The sequence below is a fragment of the Mesocryomonas fontinalis genome, from assembly GCF_055730125.2.
This window is the reverse complement of the sequence record NZ_JBUZWG020000010.1, coordinates 1-23199: the sequence shown is the minus strand read 5'-3', so window position 1 is coordinate 23199 and position 23199 is coordinate 1. Positions and strand designations below refer to the sequence as shown.

Annotated in this window: 27 protein-coding genes and 1 pseudogene; 15 read left to right on the top strand and 13 right to left on the bottom strand. The window is 62.8% G+C overall.

Going from position 1 to position 23199, the window contains the following annotated elements:
* Nucleotides 1–61 precede the first annotated feature (61 nt).
* Both ACZL02_RS20985 and ACZL02_RS20980 read left to right on the top strand, forming a co-directional pair.
* Complete coding sequence (locus tag ACZL02_RS20985; RefSeq protein ID WP_472939451.1) at nucleotides 62–397, top strand: hypothetical protein; 336 nt, start codon at nucleotides 62–64, stop codon at nucleotides 395–397.
* A complete protein-coding gene (locus tag ACZL02_RS20980; protein WP_472939450.1) occupies nucleotides 397–2343 on the top strand; it encodes an AAA family ATPase in 1947 nt (648 codons plus the stop codon). Before ACZL02_RS20985 ends, ACZL02_RS20980 begins: the two co-directional genes overlap by 1 nt.
* Before the next feature lie 281 nt (nucleotides 2344–2624).
* Here the strand turns inward: ACZL02_RS20980 and ACZL02_RS20975 are convergent, their stop codons facing one another.
* The 4 genes from ACZL02_RS20975 to ACZL02_RS20960 all read right to left on the bottom strand — a co-directional run bounded on the left by ACZL02_RS20975 (nucleotide 2625) and on the right by ACZL02_RS20960 (nucleotide 5878).
* A complete protein-coding gene (locus tag ACZL02_RS20975) occupies nucleotides 2625–3353 on the bottom strand; it encodes a phosphodiester glycosidase family protein (RefSeq protein WP_472939614.1) in 729 nt (242 codons plus the stop codon).
* 311 nt (nucleotides 3354–3664) lie between these two features.
* Nucleotides 3665–4690 carry a hypothetical protein gene (locus tag ACZL02_RS20970; RefSeq protein WP_472939449.1) on the bottom strand — a complete coding sequence of 342 codons (1026 nt, stop codon included), beginning with the start codon at nucleotides 4688–4690 and terminating at the stop codon, nucleotides 3665–3667.
* A 121-nt stretch (nucleotides 4691–4811) separates the two neighbouring features.
* Nucleotides 4812–5276, bottom strand: coding sequence for a hypothetical protein (locus ACZL02_RS20965; RefSeq protein ID WP_472939448.1), 465 nt, complete (start codon nucleotides 5274–5276; stop codon nucleotides 4812–4814).
* Complete coding sequence (locus tag ACZL02_RS20960; protein WP_496258572.1) at nucleotides 5273–5878, bottom strand: hypothetical protein; 606 nt, start codon at nucleotides 5876–5878, stop codon at nucleotides 5273–5275. Before ACZL02_RS20960 ends, ACZL02_RS20965 begins: the two co-directional genes overlap by 4 nt.
* Nucleotides 5879–6030: 152 nt before the next feature.
* On the opposite strand from ACZL02_RS20960, the gene ACZL02_RS20955 reads away from it, so the two are divergent.
* The 3 genes from ACZL02_RS20955 to ACZL02_RS20945 all read left to right on the top strand — a co-directional run bounded on the left by ACZL02_RS20955 (nucleotide 6031) and on the right by ACZL02_RS20945 (nucleotide 10904).
* Nucleotides 6031–8004 (top strand): DUF4139 domain-containing protein, encoded by a 1974-nt coding sequence (locus ACZL02_RS20955; RefSeq protein WP_472939446.1) that lies wholly within the window; start codon nucleotides 6031–6033, stop codon nucleotides 8002–8004.
* Nucleotides 8005–8180: 176 nt separating this feature from the next.
* Nucleotides 8181–9782: a hypothetical protein gene (locus ACZL02_RS20950; protein WP_472939445.1), complete on the top strand. Its 1602-nt coding sequence runs from the start codon at nucleotides 8181–8183 to the stop codon at nucleotides 9780–9782.
* 792 nt (nucleotides 9783–10574) lie between these two features.
* On the top strand, nucleotides 10575–10904 hold the full coding sequence (locus tag ACZL02_RS20945; RefSeq protein WP_472939444.1) for a DUF5983 family protein: 330 nt from the start codon (nucleotides 10575–10577) through the stop codon (nucleotides 10902–10904).
* Between the two features lie 39 nt (nucleotides 10905–10943).
* Here the strand turns inward: ACZL02_RS20945 and ACZL02_RS20940 are convergent.
* Nucleotides 10944–11132 (bottom strand): annotated as a pseudogene (locus ACZL02_RS20940) (cold-shock protein); the annotation flags it as partial.
* 27 nt (nucleotides 11133–11159) lie between these two features.
* The gene (locus tag ACZL02_RS20935; RefSeq protein ID WP_472939443.1) at nucleotides 11160–11447 is read right to left on the bottom strand and encodes a cold-shock protein; all 288 of its coding nucleotides are present in this window, start codon (nucleotides 11445–11447) and stop codon (nucleotides 11160–11162) included.
* Nucleotides 11448–11919: 472 nt separating this feature from the next.
* Here ACZL02_RS20935 and ACZL02_RS20930 point away from each other — a divergent pair, with 472 nt between their 5' ends.
* The 4 genes from ACZL02_RS20930 (at nucleotide 11920) to ACZL02_RS20915 (ending at nucleotide 16661) form a co-directional block, all read left to right on the top strand.
* On the top strand, nucleotides 11920–14466 hold the full coding sequence (locus ACZL02_RS20930) for an excinuclease ABC subunit UvrA (RefSeq protein ID WP_472939442.1): 2547 nt from the start codon (nucleotides 11920–11922) through the stop codon (nucleotides 14464–14466).
* 494 nt (nucleotides 14467–14960) lie between these two features.
* Entirely contained in the window at nucleotides 14961–15464 is a 504-nt protein-coding gene (locus ACZL02_RS20925; protein WP_472939441.1) for a hypothetical protein, read from the top strand.
* The gene (locus ACZL02_RS20920) at nucleotides 15461–15889 is read left to right on the top strand and encodes a hypothetical protein (RefSeq protein WP_472939440.1); all 429 of its coding nucleotides are present in this window, start codon (nucleotides 15461–15463) and stop codon (nucleotides 15887–15889) included. The genes ACZL02_RS20925 and ACZL02_RS20920 overlap by 4 nt, the downstream gene beginning before the upstream one ends.
* A gap of 4 nt (nucleotides 15890–15893) precedes the next feature.
* A complete protein-coding gene (locus ACZL02_RS20915; RefSeq protein ID WP_472939439.1) occupies nucleotides 15894–16661 on the top strand; it encodes a Tsi3 family protein in 768 nt (255 codons plus the stop codon).
* Nucleotides 16662–16777: 116 nt separating this feature from the next.
* Here ACZL02_RS20915 and ACZL02_RS20910 read toward each other — a convergent pair whose 3' ends face one another.
* The gene (locus ACZL02_RS20910; RefSeq protein ID WP_472939438.1) at nucleotides 16778–17644 is read right to left on the bottom strand and encodes a hypothetical protein; all 867 of its coding nucleotides are present in this window, start codon (nucleotides 17642–17644) and stop codon (nucleotides 16778–16780) included.
* Complete coding sequence (locus tag ACZL02_RS20905; RefSeq protein ID WP_472939437.1) at nucleotides 17641–17943, bottom strand: hypothetical protein; 303 nt, start codon at nucleotides 17941–17943, stop codon at nucleotides 17641–17643. Before ACZL02_RS20905 ends, ACZL02_RS20910 begins: the two co-directional genes overlap by 4 nt.
* Before the next feature lie 271 nt (nucleotides 17944–18214).
* On the opposite strand from ACZL02_RS20905, the gene ACZL02_RS20900 reads away from it, so the two are divergent.
* Together ACZL02_RS20900 and ACZL02_RS20895 are read left to right on the top strand one after the other, a co-directional pair.
* Nucleotides 18215–18361 (top strand): hypothetical protein, encoded by a 147-nt coding sequence (locus ACZL02_RS20900; RefSeq protein ID WP_472939436.1) that lies wholly within the window; start codon nucleotides 18215–18217, stop codon nucleotides 18359–18361.
* Complete coding sequence (locus ACZL02_RS20895; protein ID WP_472939435.1) at nucleotides 18358–18642, top strand: hypothetical protein; 285 nt, start codon at nucleotides 18358–18360, stop codon at nucleotides 18640–18642. The genes ACZL02_RS20900 and ACZL02_RS20895 overlap by 4 nt, the downstream gene beginning before the upstream one ends.
* Before the next feature lie 221 nt (nucleotides 18643–18863).
* Here ACZL02_RS20895 and ACZL02_RS20890 read toward each other — a convergent pair whose 3' ends face one another.
* The 3 genes from ACZL02_RS20890 to ACZL02_RS20880 form a co-directional block, all read right to left on the bottom strand.
* Nucleotides 18864–19487: a DUF4142 domain-containing protein gene (locus tag ACZL02_RS20890; RefSeq protein ID WP_472939434.1), complete on the bottom strand. Its 624-nt coding sequence runs from the start codon at nucleotides 19485–19487 to the stop codon at nucleotides 18864–18866.
* A 526-nt stretch (nucleotides 19488–20013) separates the two neighbouring features.
* A complete protein-coding gene (locus ACZL02_RS20885) occupies nucleotides 20014–20265 on the bottom strand; it encodes a hypothetical protein (protein WP_472939433.1) in 252 nt (83 codons plus the stop codon).
* Nucleotides 20266–20318: 53 nt separating this feature from the next.
* Nucleotides 20319–20495: a DUF2934 domain-containing protein gene (locus ACZL02_RS20880; protein ID WP_472939432.1), complete on the bottom strand. Its 177-nt coding sequence runs from the start codon at nucleotides 20493–20495 to the stop codon at nucleotides 20319–20321.
* A gap of 87 nt (nucleotides 20496–20582) precedes the next feature.
* Between ACZL02_RS20880 and ACZL02_RS20875 the strand changes: the two genes are divergently transcribed.
* The gene (locus ACZL02_RS20875) at nucleotides 20583–20777 is read left to right on the top strand and encodes a hypothetical protein (RefSeq protein ID WP_472939431.1); all 195 of its coding nucleotides are present in this window, start codon (nucleotides 20583–20585) and stop codon (nucleotides 20775–20777) included.
* Between the two features lie 125 nt (nucleotides 20778–20902).
* On the opposite strand, the gene ACZL02_RS20870 is transcribed toward ACZL02_RS20875, so the two are convergent.
* Complete coding sequence (locus ACZL02_RS20870) at nucleotides 20903–21142, bottom strand: hypothetical protein (protein ID WP_472939430.1); 240 nt, start codon at nucleotides 21140–21142, stop codon at nucleotides 20903–20905.
* A gap of 247 nt (nucleotides 21143–21389) precedes the next feature.
* On the opposite strand from ACZL02_RS20870, the gene ACZL02_RS20865 reads away from it, so the two are divergent.
* Genes ACZL02_RS20865 through ACZL02_RS20855 form a run of 3 tightly spaced genes read left to right on the top strand, consistent with a single transcriptional unit; the run spans nucleotide 21390 to nucleotide 22312 of the window.
* A complete protein-coding gene (locus ACZL02_RS20865; protein ID WP_472939429.1) occupies nucleotides 21390–21854 on the top strand; it encodes a metallophosphoesterase family protein in 465 nt (154 codons plus the stop codon).
* Nucleotides 21855–21872: 18 nt separating this feature from the next.
* Nucleotides 21873–22106, top strand: a complete 234-nt coding sequence (locus tag ACZL02_RS20860; protein WP_472939428.1) for a hypothetical protein — start codon at nucleotides 21873–21875, stop codon at nucleotides 22104–22106.
* Between the two features lie 35 nt (nucleotides 22107–22141).
* Entirely contained in the window at nucleotides 22142–22312 is a 171-nt protein-coding gene (locus ACZL02_RS20855) for a hypothetical protein (RefSeq protein WP_472939427.1), read from the top strand.
* A gap of 353 nt (nucleotides 22313–22665) precedes the next feature.
* Here the strand turns inward: ACZL02_RS20855 and ACZL02_RS20850 are convergent.
* The coding region (locus ACZL02_RS20850; RefSeq protein WP_496258571.1) for a helix-turn-helix domain-containing protein at nucleotides 22666–23199 on the bottom strand (534 nt) is incomplete at its 5' end.

Genomic DNA, 23199 nt, shown 5'->3' with positions numbered 1-23199 from the left:
CCGCCCGTATCCCTTTCTCGACGCCCGAGCCGTGCAGCGGCCGGCGATCGGAGTCCGTGCCATGGCCATCCTCGTCCCGCCCTCCGGCGAACCCTTCCAGCTTCACGACCACCTCGACCGCCTCCGCCGCCTCGTCGTCGATGTCGAGGCGCTCGCGAACGGTCGTCATCCCACCCAAGACATGCTTTCCGCGGCTCCCATCCTTGAGGAATGGTCGCTGGCATCCCGAAGCATGCCGTGCCTCAAGGGCCAGTTCCTGGGTCATCCGAAGATCCGGTCGGGCCGCGCGGGCATCACTTCCGATCTCTGGATCCATGCACCGTCGCACGGTTATGCCCGGACCCTCTCGCGCTTCTATCGCCTCGGCGATCCCGCTCCTCATGGGGAGAGGGTGTGATGGCGCGGCTGGACAGGTACCAACCGATCGACATCGGGGAAGTGGAGCCGGAGGCGAAACGCTTTGACCCGTCCGCCTTCATCGCGACCGCACTGGTGAAGCGTGCCTTCAGAGCCACGGGGCTGCAGCACTGCCTTGCCGGGGCGCCATTCATCGTTGCGCTCGTCGGCGTTCCGAAGGGAGCGGGCAGCGTTTTCGAGGATGCCGTCGAAGATATGTTCGAGAACGCGGGATCCGTTCGGGCTGTCCGCAAGCGGGTAAAGGTGCAGGACCGCACTGGAACCCGGTCCGGCAAAGCGCCTGACATGACCAGCCTCGTTCGGTGCCTGCACGCGTCGCATCACGTCTGCTGGCTCTTCGATACCGCCGACGACATCCCTCCGCAGATCGCCGCGTTGACGGATGCCATCGCAGTCCTGCCTATGCCCGACGACACGATCATGCGCGCCGTTGCGCTTCAGGCTTCCAAGCACGTGACGCCTTCCAGCGGCGACATCGAGGCCATCTCGTCGGTGCCATGGCCCCTCCTGTCGCTGCTGCTCGACGGAGACCGATCGCTCAAGGCGGCGACCGATCTCGCACGGCGGATTGGGACAGCCAGGTTGATCGAGGAAGCTGCCGAAACGGAAAAGTCTTCCGGTCGTGCGAGCGTCGGCACCAGCGACATCCCGTCCGGTCCGACTCTCGACGAGATGCACGGGCTCGGCGATGCTGGAACGTGGGGCAAGGCGCTGGCAGTCGATCTTCCGGACTACGCGGCCGGCCGCATCGGCTGGGCCGACATCGATCGCGGTGCGCTGCTGTCAGGTGCCCCGGGAACCGGAAAGACGACCTTTGCCCTCGCCTTGGCTCGCACATGCGGCGTTCCCGTGTTCATCCATTCGCTCGCGCGCTGGCAAGCGGCAGGCTACTTGAACAAGCTGCTTGAGCAGATGCGGGGCGCCTTTGATGAAGCCAAGAAAGCGGCACCAAGCATCCTCTTCGTCGACGAGCTCGACTCGTTCGGCGACCGCGCGAACGTCAGCGACCACAACGCTGCCTATTCGCGTGAGGTGATCAACGGCTTCCTGGAATGCTTGGATGGCGCTGATGCGAGGACAGGCGTCGTCGTCGTCGGGGCGACCAACCATACGGGATTGATCGACCCTGCGATCCGACGCGCAGGCCGTCTCGACCGACACCTCCACATCCCGCTTCCGGACGAGGAAGCGAGAAAGGGGATCCTGCGCCATCACCTCCGTGGCGACTTGAACGACTGCGACCTTCGCGACGTCCCGGGGTTCACCGACGGCATGACGGGCGCCGACATCGAGCAGCTGGTCCGGAACACGCGACGGACCGCTCGAGCATCCCGCCGCGTGATGGAGTTGGGAGACCTGCTCGTCAGCCTACCGCCGCCGCTGCGCATGAGCGACGAGCTATTCCGGAGGATCTGCGTCCACGAGGCAGGACATGTTGTCGTCGGGATCGCACTGGCGTCGGTCTCGGGAAGCGTTCCGACACGTGCCCACGTCGCCCGCGAGATCCGCGGCGCCGCCGTGAACAGGACGGAGTTCAGCCAGATGGAAGGCTTCGACCGGACGCGACCCTCATATCTAGCGCTTGCGACGACCATGCTGGCCGGGATGGCGGCCGAGGAGGTCTTGCTGGGGAGCCGTGGCGAAACCTGCGGCGGGGCTTCCCATTCGGACCTGGCGCAAGCAGCAGCCCTCGTTGCCAAGGTAGAGCTTGCGCTGGGCCTTGGCGACGCGCTGCTGACGATCGCATCGCCCTCCCCGGAGGCGATCGCACAGCGTCTTGAGTTCGACCCTCGCGCGCGGGCGAAGGTCGAGAAGGTTCTCCAGGAGACGCTCGGGCGCGCGTGCGCAATCGTCGTCGAAAGGTATGCTGAGGTCGAGGCCGTCGCAGCATGCCTTTCGAGGTCTGGAACGTGGGTTGTGTCCTGACATCAGGCGCTGCAAAGGCTGAAGCTGGATAGGCGGTGGTAATGGCCCTCGAGCGTATACACCGTCGCCGTCGCAGAGTTTGCTGGTCCGGAGCTGCACTGGGATAAGCGGTTGCAACTCAATGTGCTCTCAAGGTCGCGCATAGACAGTGGATGCGACCTTGAGATCGCATGGGCGTCGCTTACGATCCATGTCGGAGAAGGCAGCTCGAAGTCGGACTTCTCTTTCGCGCGACCGTTGCGCGGAAGATGACGATCAGTTTCGACACCATGATTGCGGCGTTACTGCACGAGCCCGAGGATTGGCCCGTATCCACCATGCCAGGAGACGTCTTCACGATCCAACGCAGGGGAATAGATCCCAGCGCCTCGACCGCCATCCAAAAACAGAGCGTTCGGGCATGAAAGATGGTCGCGAAACAGCCGGGCGAACGTGTCGAAATTTACGCCTGTTTCACTGATCGCAAAGCGAACTTGCCCGCTTTTGCAGACACCGACGCCGCTGCGCCGGGTTTGGTCAGTTGAGCCCGGGATGAGCGCCGGGTGCAGACGATCCCCGATGACGAGCATTGGTCCCGACTGCGTTGCAAACCGAGCGTTGGGTCGTTCGGCCAGAAACCTTTCCGTCGTCAGGATGCCCGCACTTGTCCCGGCGAGGAAGAAGATGCCGTTCGGCTTCTTGTAGAAGTTTGGCACCTTACTCGGCGGACCGTCGATCGTCGTCGTATCGGCTGGCCGCAGCATATCGCCGTTTTCGATGTGAAGGCCGACAGGAGCGAAGTCGGTTCGATACATGCCGCCATTGATCGCGAAGGCGAGGTTTGCGCCCTCCGACTCGACTGAGCGAGCCAGCCTGGCAAAACTGCGATAGGGGGCGCCCTCCTTATCCCGCCAGAACAAGCGAAGGTCGGAGACAGCCGGGTCGATCGTGCAGGCAATGTAGTTCACATCTTCAAAGTAGTCCTGCACGCAGGCCTCAGCCCCTGCTGCCTCTGCGCCGACGGCTATCATCACCAGTGCCAACCACCCGGATCTCCAGATCACTTGTGCCACCTTTGGTTATTGTGATCCTTCAACTCGCGCCGTCGGACACTGCATTCTAACAGGCTCGACCCTCTCCGGTGAGGGCAGAAAGCCCTTGGCCTGCCTTCCCGGCAGAGAGTCCGAAAAGCCGACATCCCTCGTGTTCGGCGGAGTTCATGCAGCCAGTCGGTTTACGGAGACTGCTAGAGGTACACGTAGATCAGGATGCAGGCGGTCATGAACGCCGCCCAGAGCATCCATCGAGTGTTCGTCTTCATCTATCCCCGCAGATCATTTCGTTACGCATCCGGGAAGTATGGCCCGATCTCGAGAGGGCAACCAAGGCGGCTCGCCAACTCGCGGCCAAGCCCGTTCATGCCGTCGGGATCAGATGCCTGCGCGAGAAAAAGCTTTTGCGCGTCCCGGCCCGCCGCCTGCGTGCGGCAGCGGGCAAGCAGCGACGATCCGCCCCCGCCCTTCGCAGGTGTCAGCCGCAAGACCTCGAGGCCGAGGACATTCCCACGTGGCACCACGAAGAGCTGGTTCGAGACGACGATCAGTGCTTCGTCCCCGGCCGATAGACCGAGCGAACCCTGCCACGCAGAGGCGAAGGTTTCCGGACTGCGCGCGTATTCGAGTTCCGTGTCGTAGGGCGCCGAGGTGCCTGCCATCGCCAGGCGGGCGGTGCCGACGGATCCATCGAAGGCTACCGGCCCGAATCCTTCCACCCAGTCCCGCTCGCATTCGCTCAGAGGTAGGCGAAAGCCCGTCGTGACGTTGACGTGGCAGGCGAACCGCAAGCGCGGTTCGCGATCCTGGGCGTCGTTTTGCAGACCGTGTGACTGCCATTCCGGCGGCCAGGCGATCAGTCCGACTTCAGCGATACCAGACTGCCACGTAGCGACGAGCGTGTTCCACTGCTTTCCGATCCGGGCAGCTCCCAGCCGCCTCTCCAGATGATCGGCCGTGCGGCGAAGGTTGGCATGCGCATCGTTCTCGAACCAGATAAGAGCCGAGAAGCGGGTGATCGGAAACTGCGGCGGGATGCCCGGGTCTGAACGGACTGTCCATGGCGCCATGGCGCCCGGCAAGGCGATCGCCTCGTCCAACACGATCACGTCCGATCGGTAAAATGGGTCCGGGCGCGTGCCAAGATGCAGTTCGACTTCTCCCCGGAGCTCATGCTGCGGCAACCGCATGTCGTCGATCAGTCGACGGATCGGATTCTCGCCATCCGGCAAGCTTGCCAGAGTCATCGGAAGAGGTCCCTCGGATGCAGGAAGCTCGGCCTCAACGCGGCGCCATAGACTCTTCAGGAAGCGCACGGTTTCAGGTCCTCCATCCGCTTGGCATCAGCCAGCGACGATCTCAAAATGTTCTGACGCACCCATGGTCGTCACCAAAGCCACGAGCACTGCGAGGAATGCCTTGGAGAGACAGGTCGAATTATGACAGGGTCTCGTCACTCGGGGTGAAACGGAAAAGCGCCCGAAGGCGCCAGATGCGATCTCTCCACCAGCGTTCGAAGGGACCTGTCGCCGCGTCGAGGGGAAGGTCCAGGACCATTGGCTTGACCACGTGGGAGGAACGCCATTCGAGGTCGAAGCCAGGTGCGGCGCCGCCGTAGAGTTGAAGCATGGTCAGGCTGGAAACGCCCCGGATCGCGCCCTCCATATCCCTCAGGACGATCCAGCCGGGAGCGTCGCTTCCGCCGCCCGGCATGGCGAAGAACATGGGCCGGCCGCAGACGGTGAGGCTCCAACGTCCGTCGGGACTGCGCTCCGTCAGGTAAGGGCTGTCGCAGCCCAGCCGGCCCTCGGGCAGGAGGGCAAGGAGCGCTAATGCAGCCACCGGCAACAGCGGCGGTATCCACCATCGCCACCGCCGCTGTCGATCGGTGGCGCCGCTCAAGGTGCGGACGTGACGCTCATCGCCACCTCGTCGCCGCGCAGCCAGCCCGACGTCGGCGGACCGTCCGTCCCCAAAAACGCGACGCGGACCCAGCTGTTACGCTGCTCGAGGACCGCGAAGGCATCGAGCTCGACGAGGTAGGGTCGCGTCCGTTTCGGATCGTCTTTCGGCTCCGGCCGCAGAACCGCCTTAGGCGCGGTGACCAGACCAGCGCCGATCCAGTCGGGATGCCGCTCGGCGGCATCCAGCAGATAAGGCTCGGTCGTCATGTCGCCGGACGTCATCAGGCAGCCGCCATGGTTCTCCGCCAATTTGAGCGTTGGGACGGTACCGAGTTCGAGAACGCCGGAGATGCGTTCGGGCTCGCCCGGGAAAAAGGTCTGAACCTCGGCGCGCTCGTTCGTCAGTTGGCCCTTGAGGAGGAAGAGGCAACTGAACTGGGGAGCGCCTTCGTCACCGTTGCCGACGCGCCCCTCCGAAAATACGCCATGCACTTCGGCGCCGCGAACCGCGAGGAGAAGCGGGCCGTAACGGCCGGATGAAGGCTCGGCCAACGCCGCTCCGGTAAGAAGAACGACCACCAGTGCAAGAGCCTTGCGCATCGAACGTGTTCGCCAAGCCATCGTCAGCTCCTGCTGTCTATCAGTGCCGGGACTGTTGCATATCGGAACTGGGCTACCACGAGAGAACGCGCCCGGCGAGCTCCCGTGGTAGCCTTGTGCTAGGAGTGCTCACAGCACAAAGGAGAGCCCTTGTGAAAGCCAACGTCGTCCTTGTCGCCGCGCTGTTGTCCAGCGCCTCCGTCCTGCCCTCGATCGCCGCCGAAGGCGTCCGATCCGTAACGCTCTCGAGCGGCGGGCTCGCTGAGGTGACCCGCTCGGTGTCGGTCGACGGCGACGGGACGGTCTCCGTCGAGGTGCCGTCGACGCAGGTCGACGACGTCCTGAAGAGCCTCGTGGTCGGCGACCCGTCGGGATCCGTCGCGTCCATGACGCTCGACGGAGTGCAACAGGCCGAGGAGACCTTCCGCGCGCTGCCGTTCACCTCCGAGGATCTCCGCTCGCTGCCGACGCTTCTCGGCGCCGTGCAGGGTACGAACGTCCGCGTGTCGAGCGGCGGCAAGACCGTCGAGGGCAAGGTGCTCGGCGTCTCCGAACAGAGCCTCGGCAGTGAGGGCGGCTCGGTGCGCATCCTCACCGTCATCACGGACGGCGGGTCGCTCGAGGTCCTGCCGCTCGGGACAGACGCGAGCGTTGCCATCCTCGATGCGGCCATGCTGGAGAAGGTGTCTCGCGCCGCCGAGGCTTCCGGCCGCGAGCGTGCCGCCGGGTCCAAGGTCGTCGAGATCCGCGTGTCCGGAACGGGCAAGCGCGACGTCTCGATCTCCTACGTCGTCGCCGCCCCGATTTGGAAGGCTGCCTACCGCGTGGTCAGCAAGCCTGACGGCAAGGCCCACCTTCAGGCATGGGCCGTGATCGAGAACGCGACCGGGGAGGACTGGGACAATGTTGCCGTCACGCTGTCGTCCGGCGCGCCCGTGACCCTCACGCAGAAGCTCTACCAGCGCTACTGGCGCGAGCGGCCCGAGATCCCTGTAGACAGCACGTCGAACGCGGTGCCCGAGGCCGACGGCGGCACCGAGCGCGCGAAGATGGAGCAGGGCCGCGCGGCTATGAGCGCGCCGATCGCCGCATACGCCCCTTCTCCGGCGCCGATGCCCCAGGACATGATGATGGAAGCAGCCCCGAGGATGTCTGCCGCCGCCGAAACGGGGACCGTGACCGAGGGCGACGTCACCGCCACCTACGCGCTTCCCGCTCCGGTGGACCTGCCGGCCGGCCGCACGCTGTCCGTTCCTATCGTCGATGCGACCGTCGATGCCGAGCGCGTGTCGGTCTTCCAGCCGCAGTCCGGCGGCAAGCACCCGGTGGCCGCATTGATGTTGAAGAACGACACCGGGGCGAGCCTGCCGCCCGGCATCCTCACCGTCTACGACGAGCGCGACGGCTACGTCGGCGACGCACGCCTCCTAGGGATCCCTGCCGGCAACGAGCGCATGGCAAGCTTCGCGGCGGACACCAAGGTCGAGGTAATCACCGAAGAGAAGCCCGAGGAGAACATCTCGAAGGTCGCGGTCGAGGGCGGGGTCGCAAAGATCTCGTACCTTTCCCGGTCGACGACCACCTACGAGGTCCGGGGCGCGCAGGACACAAAGCGCACCGTGGTGATCGAGCACCCGAAGCGGGACGGTTGGGATTTCCGCTCGGAGGCGCTGCGCGGCATGACGGCAACCGCACGCCGCCTAGCCGTCGAGGTCGCCGCGAAGGAAACCAAGATCGTGACAGCGGTGGACGAGATGGTCAGGCTCGAAGGCTACGCGCTCGCCGACGCGGACGAGACCATGCTCTCCCGCTGGTCATCGGCGGCCACCGATAACATGACCGCCGCCAAGCTCTCGGAGCTGGCGCTTGCCCGCACCAAGGCGACGGCTGCCGAGCGTAGGCTCGCCGACATCGACGAGGAAGTCGGCAGGATCACCGAGGAGCAGGGCCGCATTCGACAGAACCTTAGCGCAGTGCCTTCCCAGAGCGAGCTGGCAACGAACTACCTTCGGGACATGAAAAACCAGGAAGACGCGCTGGCATCTCTCCGGACCCAACGCAAAGAGGCTGACGCCCAGCTCAAGCAGTACCGTGACACCGTCGGCGCGATCATCCGCACATTCTGATGCAGCCATGGCGGGCTATAAACAACCTCAGCCCCTAAGAGCGGGCAGCGATCGTGTAGATTCCCAACTTCACGTTTCTGGTCCGACCACCCGGTAAGAGCCGTGGTCTTGCGCCTTGAACACTCAGCCCCTCGCCGATATCCCATCACCGCCAGACATCATTCCAAGGGGCTGTAATGCGACCTATTCTCGCTGTTCTGACGATCGTCTCGGCACTGTCGTCAGCTTTGACCGTGCCGGGCTTTGGCCAAGAAGCGGAGTCCCTTCCCGCTCCGGCATCGCCCGGGACCGTCGACGGTGCCACCCGCGTCAAGGACGCATTGGCGTCCTATGTCACGGCCGTACCGTTCGACAGCAAGTTGATCCGGGTTGAGCCGGATCCGAACGGCCAGAGGATCACGCTGGACCCAGCCTCCTTTTTGTCCGAGCTGGCTGGCAAGCCCATAACGTTTTCGCCGTTGGCCTTCATCGTCAGCGAACGGGGCGATGGAACATGGAACGTGTTCACCGCCGACCCCGTGGCGGTCTCTGCTGTCGTCGACGTCGGAGGCCAAGAGCAGAGCTTCGACTATCGGCAGGCGTCGCAGGTCCTGAAGGGTGTCTTCTCGCCTGAGCTTGCTGCTTTCCTCAGTGCCGAGGGAGAGATTGGCACCACGAACAGCTCTTCACGCGATGCCATGTCGAGCAGCACCTCCACAATCAATGCGACGCGGATGTCGCTGAGTGCTTCGCCTGCCAGCGGCGGCGCAGCAGATATTGCTTTCAAGCAGACCTACGATACCGTCAAGCAGACAACCTCATTCCAGTTTCCGACAGAGGGGGACGCCGCGCCCACGACAGTGGGACTCGAGTTCGGCGCCGCGACGGTCATATCGGAAGGGGCTGCCAAGACGGCGCGCACCCGAGCGTTGCTCGACCTCTACACCCTTGCGATCTCCCGCGCCGCGGATCTCCAGAGAGACGCCAAGGGCACGCTGGCCGGCCCGTTCGGTGCCGAGCTGAAGACCAGGCTGCGTGCTGTCCTGCCGCTTTGGGACAGCCTCGATGGATCTGCGTCCGCTCAAGACATCAAGATCAGCTCGCTCTACGGCGAGCTCGGAGTTCAAGAGGCAAGCCAGTCCGTGCGAATGAGCGGGATCTCCTCGAACGGTTCGTTCGACCTGGATCTGGCACTGAAGGGAATAACGGCCGCGACGCCGTTGATGCCGGCTTGGGCAAATTCGTTCGTTCCGGACCTGATCGAGATCGGCTTCACGGTGTCCGGTGCCAATCTGTCGGCACCTGCCGAAATAGCGCTTCGGGAGGCCGATTTTACGAAGGATCCGCCCTTGTCGCCCGAGGCACAGGCTGAGGTTCAGGCAGCCTTTGCGCCGGAGAATATCCGCACGCGCATCAAGCCAAGCCGTATCCACGCCGGCGCTCTCGACGTCGCGTTCAGCGGCGACGTAACCTTCTCGTCCGGACTTCCTGTAGCAACCACGGCAATCGATGTCGGTGGCCTCGATGCGACCATAGCCACCCTTCAGAGCGCGGCCGCGATCGAGCCAAGCATCAACCAGGCGATTGGAATGCTGCAGCTTGCGAAGGGCTTCTCACGTCCCAAGGGCGATGGCCGTTTGGAGTGGCTGATTGCCACGGCTGCCGACGGCTCCGTGACGGTCAACGGGACGATGCTGAAAGGTCCCGATGATGAAGGACATGGCCCCGACGATTCGTCAGATGAGGGTAAGTCTGACGACATGTTTGGAGTCGAGCCTCCGACGGGCGATCCGCTTTGATCCCACCTGCCGGACAAACGTTCGGAGCGGCGCGCGTCATTGCCGTTTGCGGTCGGTACGAATGGATCGCAGTTCGGACCCGCTTCCAATTTGGAAGATGGCCTGACCGGGGCCTCCGCTAGGGAAACATGAATTTTAGGTGTGAGCGGGGCGGGAGGAGTATCCCGACACGCCCAAAGTCATGCTGTTCCGGGGTCACCCCGCATGAGTTGCGCCACCATCTGAACATCCATAAGTACCTCCCCCCGTCTCCACATGATTCCCGGCGGCAAGGCTAGAGACGCCTGATGCACTGTCCAGCAAAGCTCGGCGAAAACGCTTATCCGCCCGGGCAGACGATCGGACCAGTCTGCTTGTATGAAGCGCGAGCTGCCTGACTCACCTGTGTGTTGATCTTTCAATCAACACTTCAGTAAAATGCAGAGACTATTGAACTTATGATCAACAGTAAGGGACCTGCGCAGTTGATGCCAACATGCAGATCGCAAGCTGTCTATCGCGATTCTGCCGCGGGTTTCCCAATACAAACTAGCGCCAAGCTTTGAATCCACACTGTCGGTCGTATTGCCGTCTCGTCCCGATGATGCGCGCCGGATGTCTGTCACTATGGTGTCAGGCAGATCCCGGGACAGCGGAGTACCTCATAGACCATCCGGGCAAAATGAAATGAGCCGCGAAGGATCGCACTGACGATTCTGCAGCTGCAGCCATCTGAAATGGCGTGACATGCAGCCCGTTCCTCGAACATGATTGTCATGAAGAGGAGCGGGCGCTGTGGCGATATACAATTTCATGGATATCTCGACCGGGCACCTGACTGATCGCGACGTCGAGCTGCTCAGTCAGGAGGAGCTGCCGTTCGCCGTTATGACTTACAAGGACGGCTGGATCGTCTCAACAACGAGCCTGATGTCTGTTCAATTTGCCGATGAGTCCATCAACGAGATGTCGGCGGCCGGTCTCTCGAAGGAATTCACTGAGGCAGCGCGCACTGCCAGCCAACGCGGTTGCTGGCTCCTGCGCTTCGACGCGGATGCAGACCTCGAAGAAGACCTCCCTATCGGAGGGTATGGTCTCGATCCAGACGAGCTGCCATCGGCCGGCATCGGACAGGCTGCCTAGAGCGTGTCGCAACATGCACCGCAGCGGCTGCGATAAATATCACTCCAAGACCGCTATCGAGCGGGCTTCGGGACCCTTCTGGCCCTGGGCATATACGACCGTGACCGTTTGACCTTCGCTCAATGAAGCGATGCCAGAACGGGTCAGGGCCGTTACGTGAACGAAGATGTCCTTACCGCCGTCGTCCGGGCCAATGAAGCCGAAACCCTTCTCCCCATTGTACCATTTCTCGGTACCCCTGGTCTCTGTCTCCGCTCAGTCAGTTCCGGGAACTCTCGCGACGGAGCGTGTAGGAGGTTTAGCGGCAAGCTCACCCGCCGGCGCAGCGCCTATCTCGACAACTTCGGCAACCTGCATTCCCTTTTGCCCCTGCTCTATTTTGACTGTCAGCCGAGTGCCTTCGGCAATGTTGGTTCTGCCGGCGGCCTCAAGGGCCCGAACGTGAAGAAAGGCCTCGGTCCCGTCCGTCATCTTCACGAATCCGAACCCTTTCTCGGCGTTGAACCACAACACCTCAGCCTCCACGGATGGCGCCGTGGTCATCACTGGTCTCTGGAAGTAGCTCGGCTCTGCGGAACGTCCGTCCGAGGATGAACCATCGTCGTCGAAATCGCGGCGACGGGAGCCGCGTCGGTCATTGTGTTTGCCCATGTGTCTCAACTAACGGATCCGATGGCTTCTCAATGTCAGAGAAGGGTAGACTCTAAACGGACGGACAAACCTTTGTTCCGTTCCGCTTGCCCTGACGCAAAGAACGCTTTCCAATTTGGTCGAAGCAGGAACACGTCAATCCACACGGGCTGACTGAGGTGTGCTATCGGAAAAGTCTTCCGGACAGGCCACACCCTCTGCTTAGGCCTCCATGCGAAGGATGACCGGCCACGTCAGCCCAATGCTGGCTTGATCCCCTGCCCTTCCTGCCCGTTCTAGGCTAGAGCCGACCGCAGGAGATAATGATGCCCGACAGAATGCCCGTGCCCGCCTTCGCGCTTCCTTCCACGCGGCGACGGGCAGCATGAGCCGGCCGTCCTCGAAGCCCGGCGGCAAGGCCCTGCCCGGCTTCGTCCGGGTACGCGGCGCACGTGAGCACAATTTGAAGAACGTCGACGTCGACATTCCGCGCGATGCGCTAGTCGTGTTCACCGGCGTCTCCGGCTCCGGAAAGTCCTCGCTCGCCTTCAGCACGCTCTATGCCGAGGCGCAGCGGCGATATCTCGAGTCCGTCTCGCCCTATGCCCGCCGACTGTTTCACCAGATGAGCGTGCCGGAGGTTGATTCTATCGAGGGCCTGCCCCCCGCCGTCGCCCTGCAGCAGCAGCGTGGCTCGCCGACGACGCGCTCCTCGGTCGGCAGCGTCACCACGCTGTCGAACCTCCTGCGCATGCTCTATTCGCGCGCCGGCGACTATCCGAAGGGCCAGCCGCATCTCGAGGCCGAGGCCTTTTCGACCAACACGCCGGAGGGCGCCTGCCCGCGCTGCCAGGGGCTCGGGCGCATCCACGAGGTGACCGAGGCCTCGATGGTGCCGGACCCGTCGCTGACCATCCGCGAACGCGCCGTCGCCGCCTGGCCGATGGCCTGGGGCGGGCAGAACCTGCGCGACATCCTGATCACCCTCGGCATCGACGTCGACACGCCTTGGCACACCCTGCCGCAGAAAACCCGCGACTGGATCCTGTTCACAGAGGAACAACCGGTGGTGCCGGTCTATCCCGGCTGGGACCGCGAGGAGGTGCAGCGGGCGATCCGACGCAAGGCCGAGCCGAGCTACATGGGCACTTTCTCCAGCGCCCGCCGCCACGTCACCCACAGCTTCGCCACCACGCAAAGCGCAATGATGAAGAAGCGCGCCGCCCGCTTCATGATCGGCAGCGACTGCCCGCTCTGCGAGGGCAAAAGGCTGCGCCGGGAATCGCTGTCGGTGCGCTTCGAGGGTCTCGACCTTGCCGAGATGACCCGGCTGCCGATGAGCCGTTTCGCCGACATCTTCGCCGCCTTTGCCGACGGCAGCGCGCCGAAGCTCGCGGCGATGCAGGGAGAGCATCCGGAGAAGGCGATCGTCACCCGGCGCATCGCCGAGGACCTTTGCCACCGGCTGGCGGTGCTGCTCGATCTCGGCCTCGGCTATCTCAGCCTCGAGCGCAGCACGCCGACGCTGTCGCCGGGCGAGCTGCAGCGGCTGCGGCTGGCGACGCAGGTCGTATCCAACCTCTTCGGCGTCGTCTACGTGATGGACGAGCCGTCGGCCGGCCTGCACCCCGCCGACACCCAGGCGCTGCTCCGAGCGCTGGACGGGCTCAAGGCTGTCGGCAATTCGCTGTTCGTGGTCGAGCACGAGCTCGACGTCGTCCGCCATGCCGACTGGATCGTCGATGTCGGCCCTGCCGCCGGCGAGCATGGCGGCAACGTGCTGTACAGCGGTCCACTCGCGGGTCTGCGCGATGTTGCGTTGTCCGAGACGCGACGACACCTGTTCCCCGACGCCGCCCCGGTGCCGCGCGAGCCTCGGGAGCCCGAGAGCTGGCTGCAGCTGAAAGGCGTCACCCGCAACAATCTCAACGATCTCGACGCCGCCTTTCCGCTAGGTGTACTGACCACCGTCACCGGCATCTTCGGCTCCGGCAAGTCGAGCCTCGTCAGCCAGGCGCTGGTCGAACTGGTATCGTACGCACTCGGCTCACCGGTAGCGGTGGAAGATGAGGGCGAAGCCGAAGCTACGTTTGACGGCGTGCCAGTGCCGACGCTCGGCCGGATCGAGGGCGGGCTCGGCGGGATAAAGCGGCTGATCGAGGTCGACCAGAAGCCAATCGGCCGGACCCCGCGCTCCAACCTTGCCACCTATACCGGGCTGTTCGACCACGTCCGGGCGCTCTTTGCGGCGACGCCCGAGGCGAAGCAGCGCCGCTACGACGCGGGTCGCTTCTCCTTCAACGTCGCCAAGGGCCGCTGCCCGCGTTGCGAGGGCGAAGGTTTTGTCATGGTCGAGCTGCTGTTCCTGCCAAGCGTCTACACGCCTTGCCCGACCTGCCACGGCACGCGCTACAACGAGAAGACGCTGGAAATCCGCTACCGCGGCAAGACCATCGCCGAAGTGCTCGGCCTCACCGTGGAGGCAGCATGTGAATTCTTTTCCGATGCACCATCCGTCAGCCGCTCGCTTGGCGTCCTGCGCGAGGTCGGACTGAACTATCTGCGCCTCGGCCAGCCCGCGACCGAACTCTCCGGCGGCGAGGCGCAACGGGTAAAGCTTGCGACCGAACTGCAACGGGCGCAGCGCGGCGGCGCGCTCTACGTGCTGGACGAACCAACTACTGGACTGCATCCCTCCGACGTCGAGCGGCTGGTTACGCAGCTGCATGTGCTGGTGGAGGCTGGCAATACGGTGATCGTCGTCGACCACGACATGAGCGTTGCCGCCACCAGTGACTGGGTGATCGACATCGGCCCGGGAGCTGGTGAAGCCGGAGGGCGTATCGTAGCCAAAGGCGTGCCGCAGGCGGTGGCCGCGACGGCCGGCAGCAGCACGGCGCCCTACCTGCAACGCGAGTTGAGAGGTAGGTGAACTTCCGCCATCACCGCATGCGGCACCAAGTTGGTATTGATCTAGTAGCTGCGATGCGCACGTAATATGTACCCAACTGGGATCGAAGCTTCCCCTGTTGATACGGGGCGATCCCATTTGACAGAGGTCAACCAATGCCAGGTCTGCCAACTAGCGCTTCGACCTGCAGCTTCTGCTGAACGAGGACGCCCCGCTTCCCGCGCGGCTCGGCTTGTGGTTCTACAGCAAGCTCAATCGCGGGCGCCGTACAGAGACGATCGATGTCTTCGACGCCTTCTTCGGGCTGATCAGGCGATATCTGCACGCGGCCTACGCGCGTTGCGAACTGGTGGCGTCGAAGAAATGAGCGATGTCGATGTGCCCCTCCTGTTCGCACCTTGGGGCAGGCCGCCCAGTCCTTTCAACGCAAGTGGGCGAGACCCTTTGTCGTGAGAAACCGGAAACGACTCCTTACATTTGCGCTGACGGTTGTGCTCGGGTGGTTGGCCTCCTCGATGCCGCCAATCGGGACGGGCGCTGCGGACGCCGCCGAGCCGCGCCTCGTCTTCGCACCTCGAAAGGTCGCATCTCCCTTCCGGACGGATCGCACCGGTGCGCATCTTGCCTTTCCTGACCTTCCCAAACGAGGCGCACTCGTCGCGACCGGAAATATCTTGTCGCCAATAGCGACTTGGATCATCGTCGATCTGGAAGTGCGCACCATCCGCCAGGCGACCACGCGGCCTTCTGCCGCGACGGGCGATAGCGCGGCAACAACCGTCATCGAACGCGACATGAGCCGAAACATGACGACGAGCGAAACGGATGCGGTCATCCTGGCCGCGAACACCATCTGGGCAACGCGGGACCCGGCATCAATCGACGCACGTGGGCCAACGGATGCGCTGTACAGCGTGGCTCTCTTCGATGGAAACGACGTGTTACATGAATTCGGGGCAGCCTGCCCGAGAGCACAGTTCGTGCATTTGCTGACGGCTCTGGCAGAGCACCTGAAATGACGGGCATGCTGGGTAATCGCGGTCTCCTGGAGGACGAGGGACGCAACGAGACGCCGAGCGGGCCCGGTGTCCGCAGACTCATGCAAGGCAAGATCGTGAACCGATTCGGGTTGGCCTCCGTAGGTCTAGTGCTCGCGAGCCTGTCGATCTGGTCCGCTCCGGTTCGAGCGGGTGACACCTCGATCGGGTCGGCGCACGAGGACGTCGACGGCACTCTGGTCTTGCGGCTTCGCGCCGAAGCCAAGGATGCCTCGGCGTTCGGTGATGGAGAATTGCGTTACGCCCCAGCAGACCCCGACTACGGCCGCGTCCATCGGCATCTCGGCGCGATCCCACCGGGCGGCGAGGTTCCCGTGCGTCCGTTTCCGAAGACATGGACCGTAGGTCCGGAGACCGTTCCGCTCCCCAATCGGCCGCCGAAATGAATCCTTGGAACTGCAGACCCTCCAAACGGGCATTCCCTTCGTGAGGACCCGCCGACAGGTCCTCGCTTTCGCCAGCCTTGCACTGCTTCTCGCCGTCGCCGCGATCGCGCGAGCCCTGCACGTGACCCCAGTCGGGACCGGCGAAACCCTTGCGTCGCCGGATGGGCGCTTCACCGCGTCCGTGATGGACTGGTCAGCGCGCGGCTTCCTCACCGATACGCCGCGTCGCTGGTTCGAGTACCGGGTCGAAGGACCGGGCGTGCATCACGAGCTCAGCGGAAACCCGATCGACGGACCCTATTTCGGATCACGCTCCTCCCACCGCGTGATCCAGTGGAGCAATGACAATGCTTTCGTCGACTTCGTGTTTCCGGATACGACCCTCAGCCTCACCATGCCGCCGCCTGCACCGTGCCGGCTCATCGCCCACATGGCCGGCTTCGACATTCGACAGACCGCGAGCGGTCTCCTCGTCCGACCCGAGGGCTGGCAGGATTTGCGACGCCCCTTCGAGATGACGGTCTCCCTTCGCCTGAGCGGCGGGGCCTTGCCAGGACTCGATCGGCAGGTTCGCGTTGGCTCTGACATCGTGCGCTACGCCGTCTCCCGCGAAAGTGGCGGGTCGGCGGGCGACGCCGTCACGATGCGCGCCGAACGTCCGTCGAGGGCAGGTATGATGGCAGTCGAATGGCATGGCCAGGCGGAAGCTGGCACCGAGCCGGATTTTGCAGAGGCGTGGGCGCTCCTCGGCGCGGTGGAATGCGGGGCGTAGCATAGGCCTTGCTGTTCCGGCTGCGGCCGTGGGCCTCGCGCTGCGACGCGGAAGTGTCGTCGCGGGGGACGGCCGTCACGGTGGAGGCGGTACGGCGAGCTACCCCGCCCCCATTCCTATCGAACTTTTCCGCGTTCCTGTTCGAGAAGTTGCCGGATGAAGCGTGCGCCATCTTCATCGTTGCGCTCGCTGAAGGCTTCGACCAACGCTCGGCGTTTGGCTTGGCCGACGTCGCTCGCGTAAAAGACCGCGAGCGTGGCCACGTCGGCTTCGGGCAGATGCGAGAGGACCATGCGTTTGACCATGCGCTTCTGCTCGCGCACAAATTCCTTGCGAAGCGGCACAGCCCCATATTCAGGATCGTCCCGCGCACGCGTGCGATCCAACACCTCACGGATCCCTGTCTCGATCATCGCAGGCGTCATGGCATGCAGCTTCTCCATGTTCCCCGTCAGTAGGGTTTCATAAATCCACTTGACCCGCAGGCCCGTCACGGCGGTTTCACGCGCAAGATCGGGAGCCGCCATGGCGTCGCCGATCGCATCGATAGATGCACGATCAGGTCGCGCCTCGTAATGCGCCACCGCGTCCGCCTCGCCGGCCTGCAACGTTTCGAGCGAGCGAGAAGCGAACTCCGCCTCTACGGCCCGCATCCGGTCGGAGATCGCGTCGAGGTCCGCCGGCACCTCGCCGGGGATTTCACGAAGCCGTTTGAGCATGGCATCGCGCGCGTCGCTCACCGAAAAGGTCTGCGCCGCCAGCGCCGTGCCGCGCTCCGCAAGAGCCGGCAGCCCGCGGCGATCCGCGACCTCGATCAACGGGCCCTGCATGCGCCCGAACTCGGCCATTCCTGTGTATGTGCGCTCGGCGTCTTCCAGGGGAAGATAGCGTTCGTCGCCCGCCGCATCGGCCATCGCCCGCCCGGGTAGGACAGCCGCGAGCACCGCGCAGAGGGCGAACGTGGCGCCTTTCCAGCGGGTCATGAGGGCTCCGTCCGGCGCGGGGTCCGCCGGCGCGTTGCGATAAAGCAGAGGACGCCTGCACCGACCCCGGCCAAAGCCCATTTGAAGTGCAGGACATCGGCGGTCTCGGAGCGGATCGGCAGCACCGTAACCGAGCCGCGATCGCTCTCAACGCCAGCCTTTCCCTCTGCCTTTGCAGCCGCGATCTCGCCCGGCGACACTACCCATTCGGCGCCGCGTGAGCGATCGAACATCATGAAGCCGCCTCCCACCAAAGCGGCGACGACGAGCGCCAGCGCGATACGAACGACAATGGTCATGACGATGAGCCTCCGAACCCGAACCGAGCGCACTGTACGTCCCGTGGGAAAGCTGCCAGAGCGCAATGCCCTTCAAGCGTCCCCGCCTTAGCGGATGGCGAACGTCGTTCCAAGCAACGATACTAGAGCGACCTTTGAGTCCTGCTTGAATTTCCGGCCGAACAACCAATCCTTGAAGGAGAGGGAACGCTCCAGTTCCGCATCAAACGGGAGGTTCGCTTCGTCGCATGGCTCTTCGTATCGGCCTCCCCTGGCCGAAGCAATCCGCGGCATGGTGCCGACGATCGTCAGCGAGGTTCACGACCGGACCGACTTCCTCCTGTCAGAAGCGATCCATTCCGGCGAAACTTTCGACTATCTGGCCGAGATCCTTGCCGAGGGGCAGGTGCAGGCCGCGGCCATGGAAGTGGGCCAGTGAACGGCGCGGACGAGAAAGACAAGATCGCCGCCGGCGGGCGCCTTGCAGCCGAGACGTTCGGCAATGAGATCCTGTCCGCGGCCCTCGCCCTCTACAAGATCGATCGGAGCCGAGAAGTCGCCCACATGATGGAGAGGCCCGCGGCCGATCCGCAGCTCTACCGAAGCCTCGCCATCCGCGGCGCTCATAGCATCATCGACAGGCTCGACAAGCGACAGAGCAAGACCCGCAAGAAAGCCCGCCGCCGGGCCGCTCGCATCCTCACCGAAAGCGAGCCATGACCCGCCTCCCCGTTCTCCCGCGTGTACTTCTCTCGCGTGGCCTCCTATGGCTCTCCCGACGCTGCGCGCAAGGTTCGGCATGGGTTCTGCCAAAGCTGTTCTCAGAGGACTATTAGGCTCTAGCCACCACGACGAGAGGTAGGCCGTTCGCCGGCACTGGGATGGCGCATTTAGAAACGGGGCTGCCCTTTCGAGCAGCCCCGTCAAATGACTTTCTCAGCTTATTTGACTGGTGCTGCAGGCGAGGTTCCTGTGCCAGTCCCCTGACCGCCAGTTGTGGCGGAGTCGTTACCCATCGTCCCGGTGCTGGTGTCCGCCTCGTTGCTCGGCATCTTGCTGTTTGTCGAACTCGAGAGAGCTTTATCGGCCGGGCCAGTGAGCATGCGAACGTGCTCGAGGTGCATCTTGATCACCGGAGCAGTAGCATCTGCATAGCTTTTGAGGTTCGCGTCAGTGCCAGCCGAGCCGTAGCCCTGGTGAAGCGAAAGCGCCTCCTCATGAGCATCAATTTGCTGCTTGAGGTACACGGGCACCTTGCTGCCGGCGCCGCTCAGTTCGGTAACCATTGCTTGGTGCTTCGCATCAAGTTCCATCGGAACGGTGAGCCCCGAGCTCTTAGCCGCCTTTGTGAGATTAGCGGCCGCCTTCGTATGATCGGCGATCATTTGCTTTGCGAAGGCCTGAATCTCTGGCGTAGCAGAGGGGTCGGACATCACAATCTCGCTGGACTGAATTTCGTACATTCCGCCGTTCGCCGCCTTGTCAACGAACTCTTGCGGGGCGGTCTGCGCCATTGCCGAGCTTGCCATCAAAGTCAGGCTAGCAGCGATCAGAAAATGTCTCATATTGGTCTCCCGTTCCAAACCGCTAGGCGGCTGTGGGAGAACAAGGATCAGCGTTCTGCTGCAGTTCCCCTTCTAATTGCAGCAACACCTTAAAATTCAGATGGAGGTTAGTATGCGGCTTCCGCGGACCCGCGACGACATAAGCCCTGACGAGCCGGTGCGCCTGTCAGAAGCATGCCGAGTCTTTTTCGGAGGTTCGCTCGGCCCAGCCGCCTTGCGGTCTGAAAACCGGAAGGGAAACCTTGCCCTCGAGCGGATCGCCGGCAAGGATTTCGTGACTGCAAATGCCATTAAGGCAATGCGGGAAAAATGCCAGTTTCTTGGAAATCCGAAGAGCGTTCCGACTGGGAGCGAGGTCGACACCAGGCTAATTCCCGCGGATCAGGTAGCCATGTCGCCTGCAGAGGCCTTGAGCCGGAAGCTAGATCGCCTAACGACCCAAATGAAGGCCACCCCTGCGAAAGCCGCCAAGGGCTGGCGAAACCGGTGAGGTTGGGCGGGAGATCGTTCCCGCCCATGTTTCGATCTAGCTAGGCATGCCCTGCGTCGAATCTGCGTCGTCGTCCAGGTCGTCAGCTTCCTCGACCGGGATAACATCGTCACCGCTGTCGAGATCGTCGTCCTCGATCGCGCCAACGCCATCCTCGTCGTCAGGCACGATCACCGGCTCGCCGTTGCCAGGGTTCTGAGACGACTGGTCTACTGGCTGCCGCGAAATGTCACCGATGCCGCCGCCGTGGCTCGCGTCGTCGAGTTTGCCTTCATTGGTTTTCGACATGACTTCCTCCATTGGTCTGGGGAAGGAAGGCAGTCCAAGCGAAGACGTTCCGGCTATCGGCCGCCGGCTGAAGGCATGCCAGCGGACGTGCGATGCACCAGATCACGCTCGCCCTCGATTTCCTGCGATGCCTGCGCCCAGAATTCATGTTCGCGACCATTGGGGCAACCGGCCTGCTCCCACAGAAGGTAGGCTCTGTCGCGAACTTTCGGCGTGTTATCAATTGTCATAGCGCCCATCCATTTTGCTGTACCGCACGGAGCTTTTCTTATGCTCCTATAGTTGCAAGCCAATTAGCGCACCAAGGACGAGCCGCAATGAGCACCGTAAGCTGGAAAGACGTCGCCTTCACCGAGACCGCAGGCCCCGCCAGCTTCGGAGATCAGACCCTCACCATCAGGGACGAACACATCGCCCGGTGGAAGGACGATCCTGATGGTCGCTATTCAGTGACGCCATCACCCGAGGGAGTTTCGCCGGTCGATCTCGGGAAGTTCTACCCGAGTCTTTGACGTCGGCTTCCTCGATGCTGCGAGGCAAATATCCTAATCCTAGATTAGGTGTTGCGGAGGCACGCGGAAGACGCCCTTGATGCAATCGACATCACGAACAGCAATCTGAATTTTGATGCTTTTGGTCAGTCCCGCTTCAACTTTCCACCATCCATCTGTTCGGTGCCGGCTTGGTTCTCGCGGTCTTCGATCTCTTCCGGTAAGCCGGGTTCGTTCTTGTCTTCGTCGACTGGGCCGAGCCCATTATCGTCGGCATAGAGCTCTTCGTCCTCGAACTCCTCAGGAACGATCTCCCCAGGCTTCAGGGCTCCGCCCGCGGGCATCTGGTCGTTCGGGTTCGTTCCAACTGGATCTGGCTTCGACACGGTGCAGTCCCTCCTGGTTGAAGGAACAAGAAGGTGCGGAAGCGTTCGTTCCGTAAGCTACTGCGGCCACAGACCTTAACGGCCATTAAGTTTTAACTGGTTGAAAACAGTTTTTGAGGCCTGTCTATGATTATTTCGACCTCCCGTCGCTCTACCGCACTCGCCACCGCTGCACCCGTGTGGCAGGCGTGCGCGACAGCTGCTGCCATGCTGATGGTAGGAGCAATGATATTCGTTTGAGGATTGCATGACGAAACTGCTGATCATCTCGCCGCAGACCGGGGCGGCGGGCATGACAGCCGACATCATCGTCATTGCAGGGGATTTTGCCGGCACCCCGGTCAAAGCCCTCCACAAGGCAAGCCTGTCCTTTCAGAAGCCGGTCGTACTGATCGCTGGGCTGATGGAGCTGGATGGGACGAACAGGTCCCGGCTTCTGGCTGAGGGGCGCCGTCAATCGAAGAAATACCTACGCCTACGGTTCCTCGAGCGTGATGCTACTACGATCGAGGGGGTACGCTTCATCGGCATGCACAAGCCCGATGTCGCGCTCATTCTCGCCGTACTGGATGAACCGCACGATGGGCCAACGGTCATCCTCACCTACGACGAGCCTCGGGAGGACATCGACGCCATTACGATGACCGGCAAGGTGTCGCGTTGGATCCACGCTGGCTCCACGACAGCAGAACCGCTGGTCGTTGAAGTCTGATCGCCCTAGGTCGTCGCCATGGATATCACCGCCCCAAAACACGCGCCTGAGCATCCCGACCGCGGCATCGACTGCGAATTCGCGATGGAGTCGACTTTTCAGGAAGCCATAGCCGGTGCCATGATCGCCGGCTGGAGTGAGGCCGAGGTTGCCGAGGCGATGCTCGAGTTAGCGCGGAACCACATTGTAGGTTTGCTGGCGGATGCCGACACTGACATGGACATCGAAGCTGCGGCACGCTCGGTGATGTGAAGCACTTGGGCAACCCACGGGAAGAGCCAACCGAAATGACAGACAAAGACGAGAAAGACCCACGCATCGTCGAGGCCACGGTCCATGGCGACAGCGGCGTCACGTCCGTTGTAGCTGAAACCAAGAGCACGGAAGCAGAGGACATTGAGGAGTCCGAAGCGGATGATGTCGCTCGGATCAAGCGCGAGGAAGTCCAGAAGGCATGAAACGCAAAAGCCCCGCTACCTGTTGAACGGTAGCGGGGCTTGCGGACGATAGTGATTAGAAGATGAGGAAGGCCAAGCCAGCCCACAGTGCCGATGAGACGCCTAGCGCGACCATTACGCCGCGGGCAGAGCCAAGTGCTTCGGAAGGCCGAACCCGGCGGCGGGCCAAGTAAATTCGATGCCGGGCGGGAGTGAATGTAGCTGTGCTCATATTCGTTCTCCTTCAAGCACTTAACGGCTGTGCTACCCGACAGTTCCGGCGAACCGCATCCGCAAATTCCTCGCGTTCAACGAATGTACGATCGACAGGTCCAACTCGCGTGCTGGTCGGCCATACCTAGAGAGATAAGCGGTCAAATGATCGCGGCCGCGCTCTCTACCAATGCGTTCGCCGAAATTGTCGGTATATTGTCTTCGTAAAAGGCCTCGGGAATTCCATAACTGCCGGCAGCCTGCTCCTCCAGTATCTCCCGGTCGGTGATGTGGATCACTCCCCGAGTTGACCGGATCGCACGTTCCCCTTCCAGTTTATGTATCGCTGAGGTGACGCCCGCCCGTCGAACGTTCAACATCATCGCGAGAAGTTCGTGGGTGATCCGGAACTCATCGCCGTCAATGCGGTCGTGGTACATCAGAAGCCACCGCGCCAAGCGCTGGTTGATTGTGTAGTTGGTAGCGGCCAGCAGGGTGTATTCAGACTGCAGCTCGCAGGTCATCACATATCGTGTCAGCAGGAGGCGGAACTCGCGACTTTCGTCCATGACGTCTACCAGACGATCGGTTCGCAACGAATGACCGTTTCCGGCTACCTGCATGACGATCCTGTTCGTCGCCTTCGCGCCCCCAAGCACGACCGGCTTCCCTGTCATGCCTTCGTTGCCGACGTG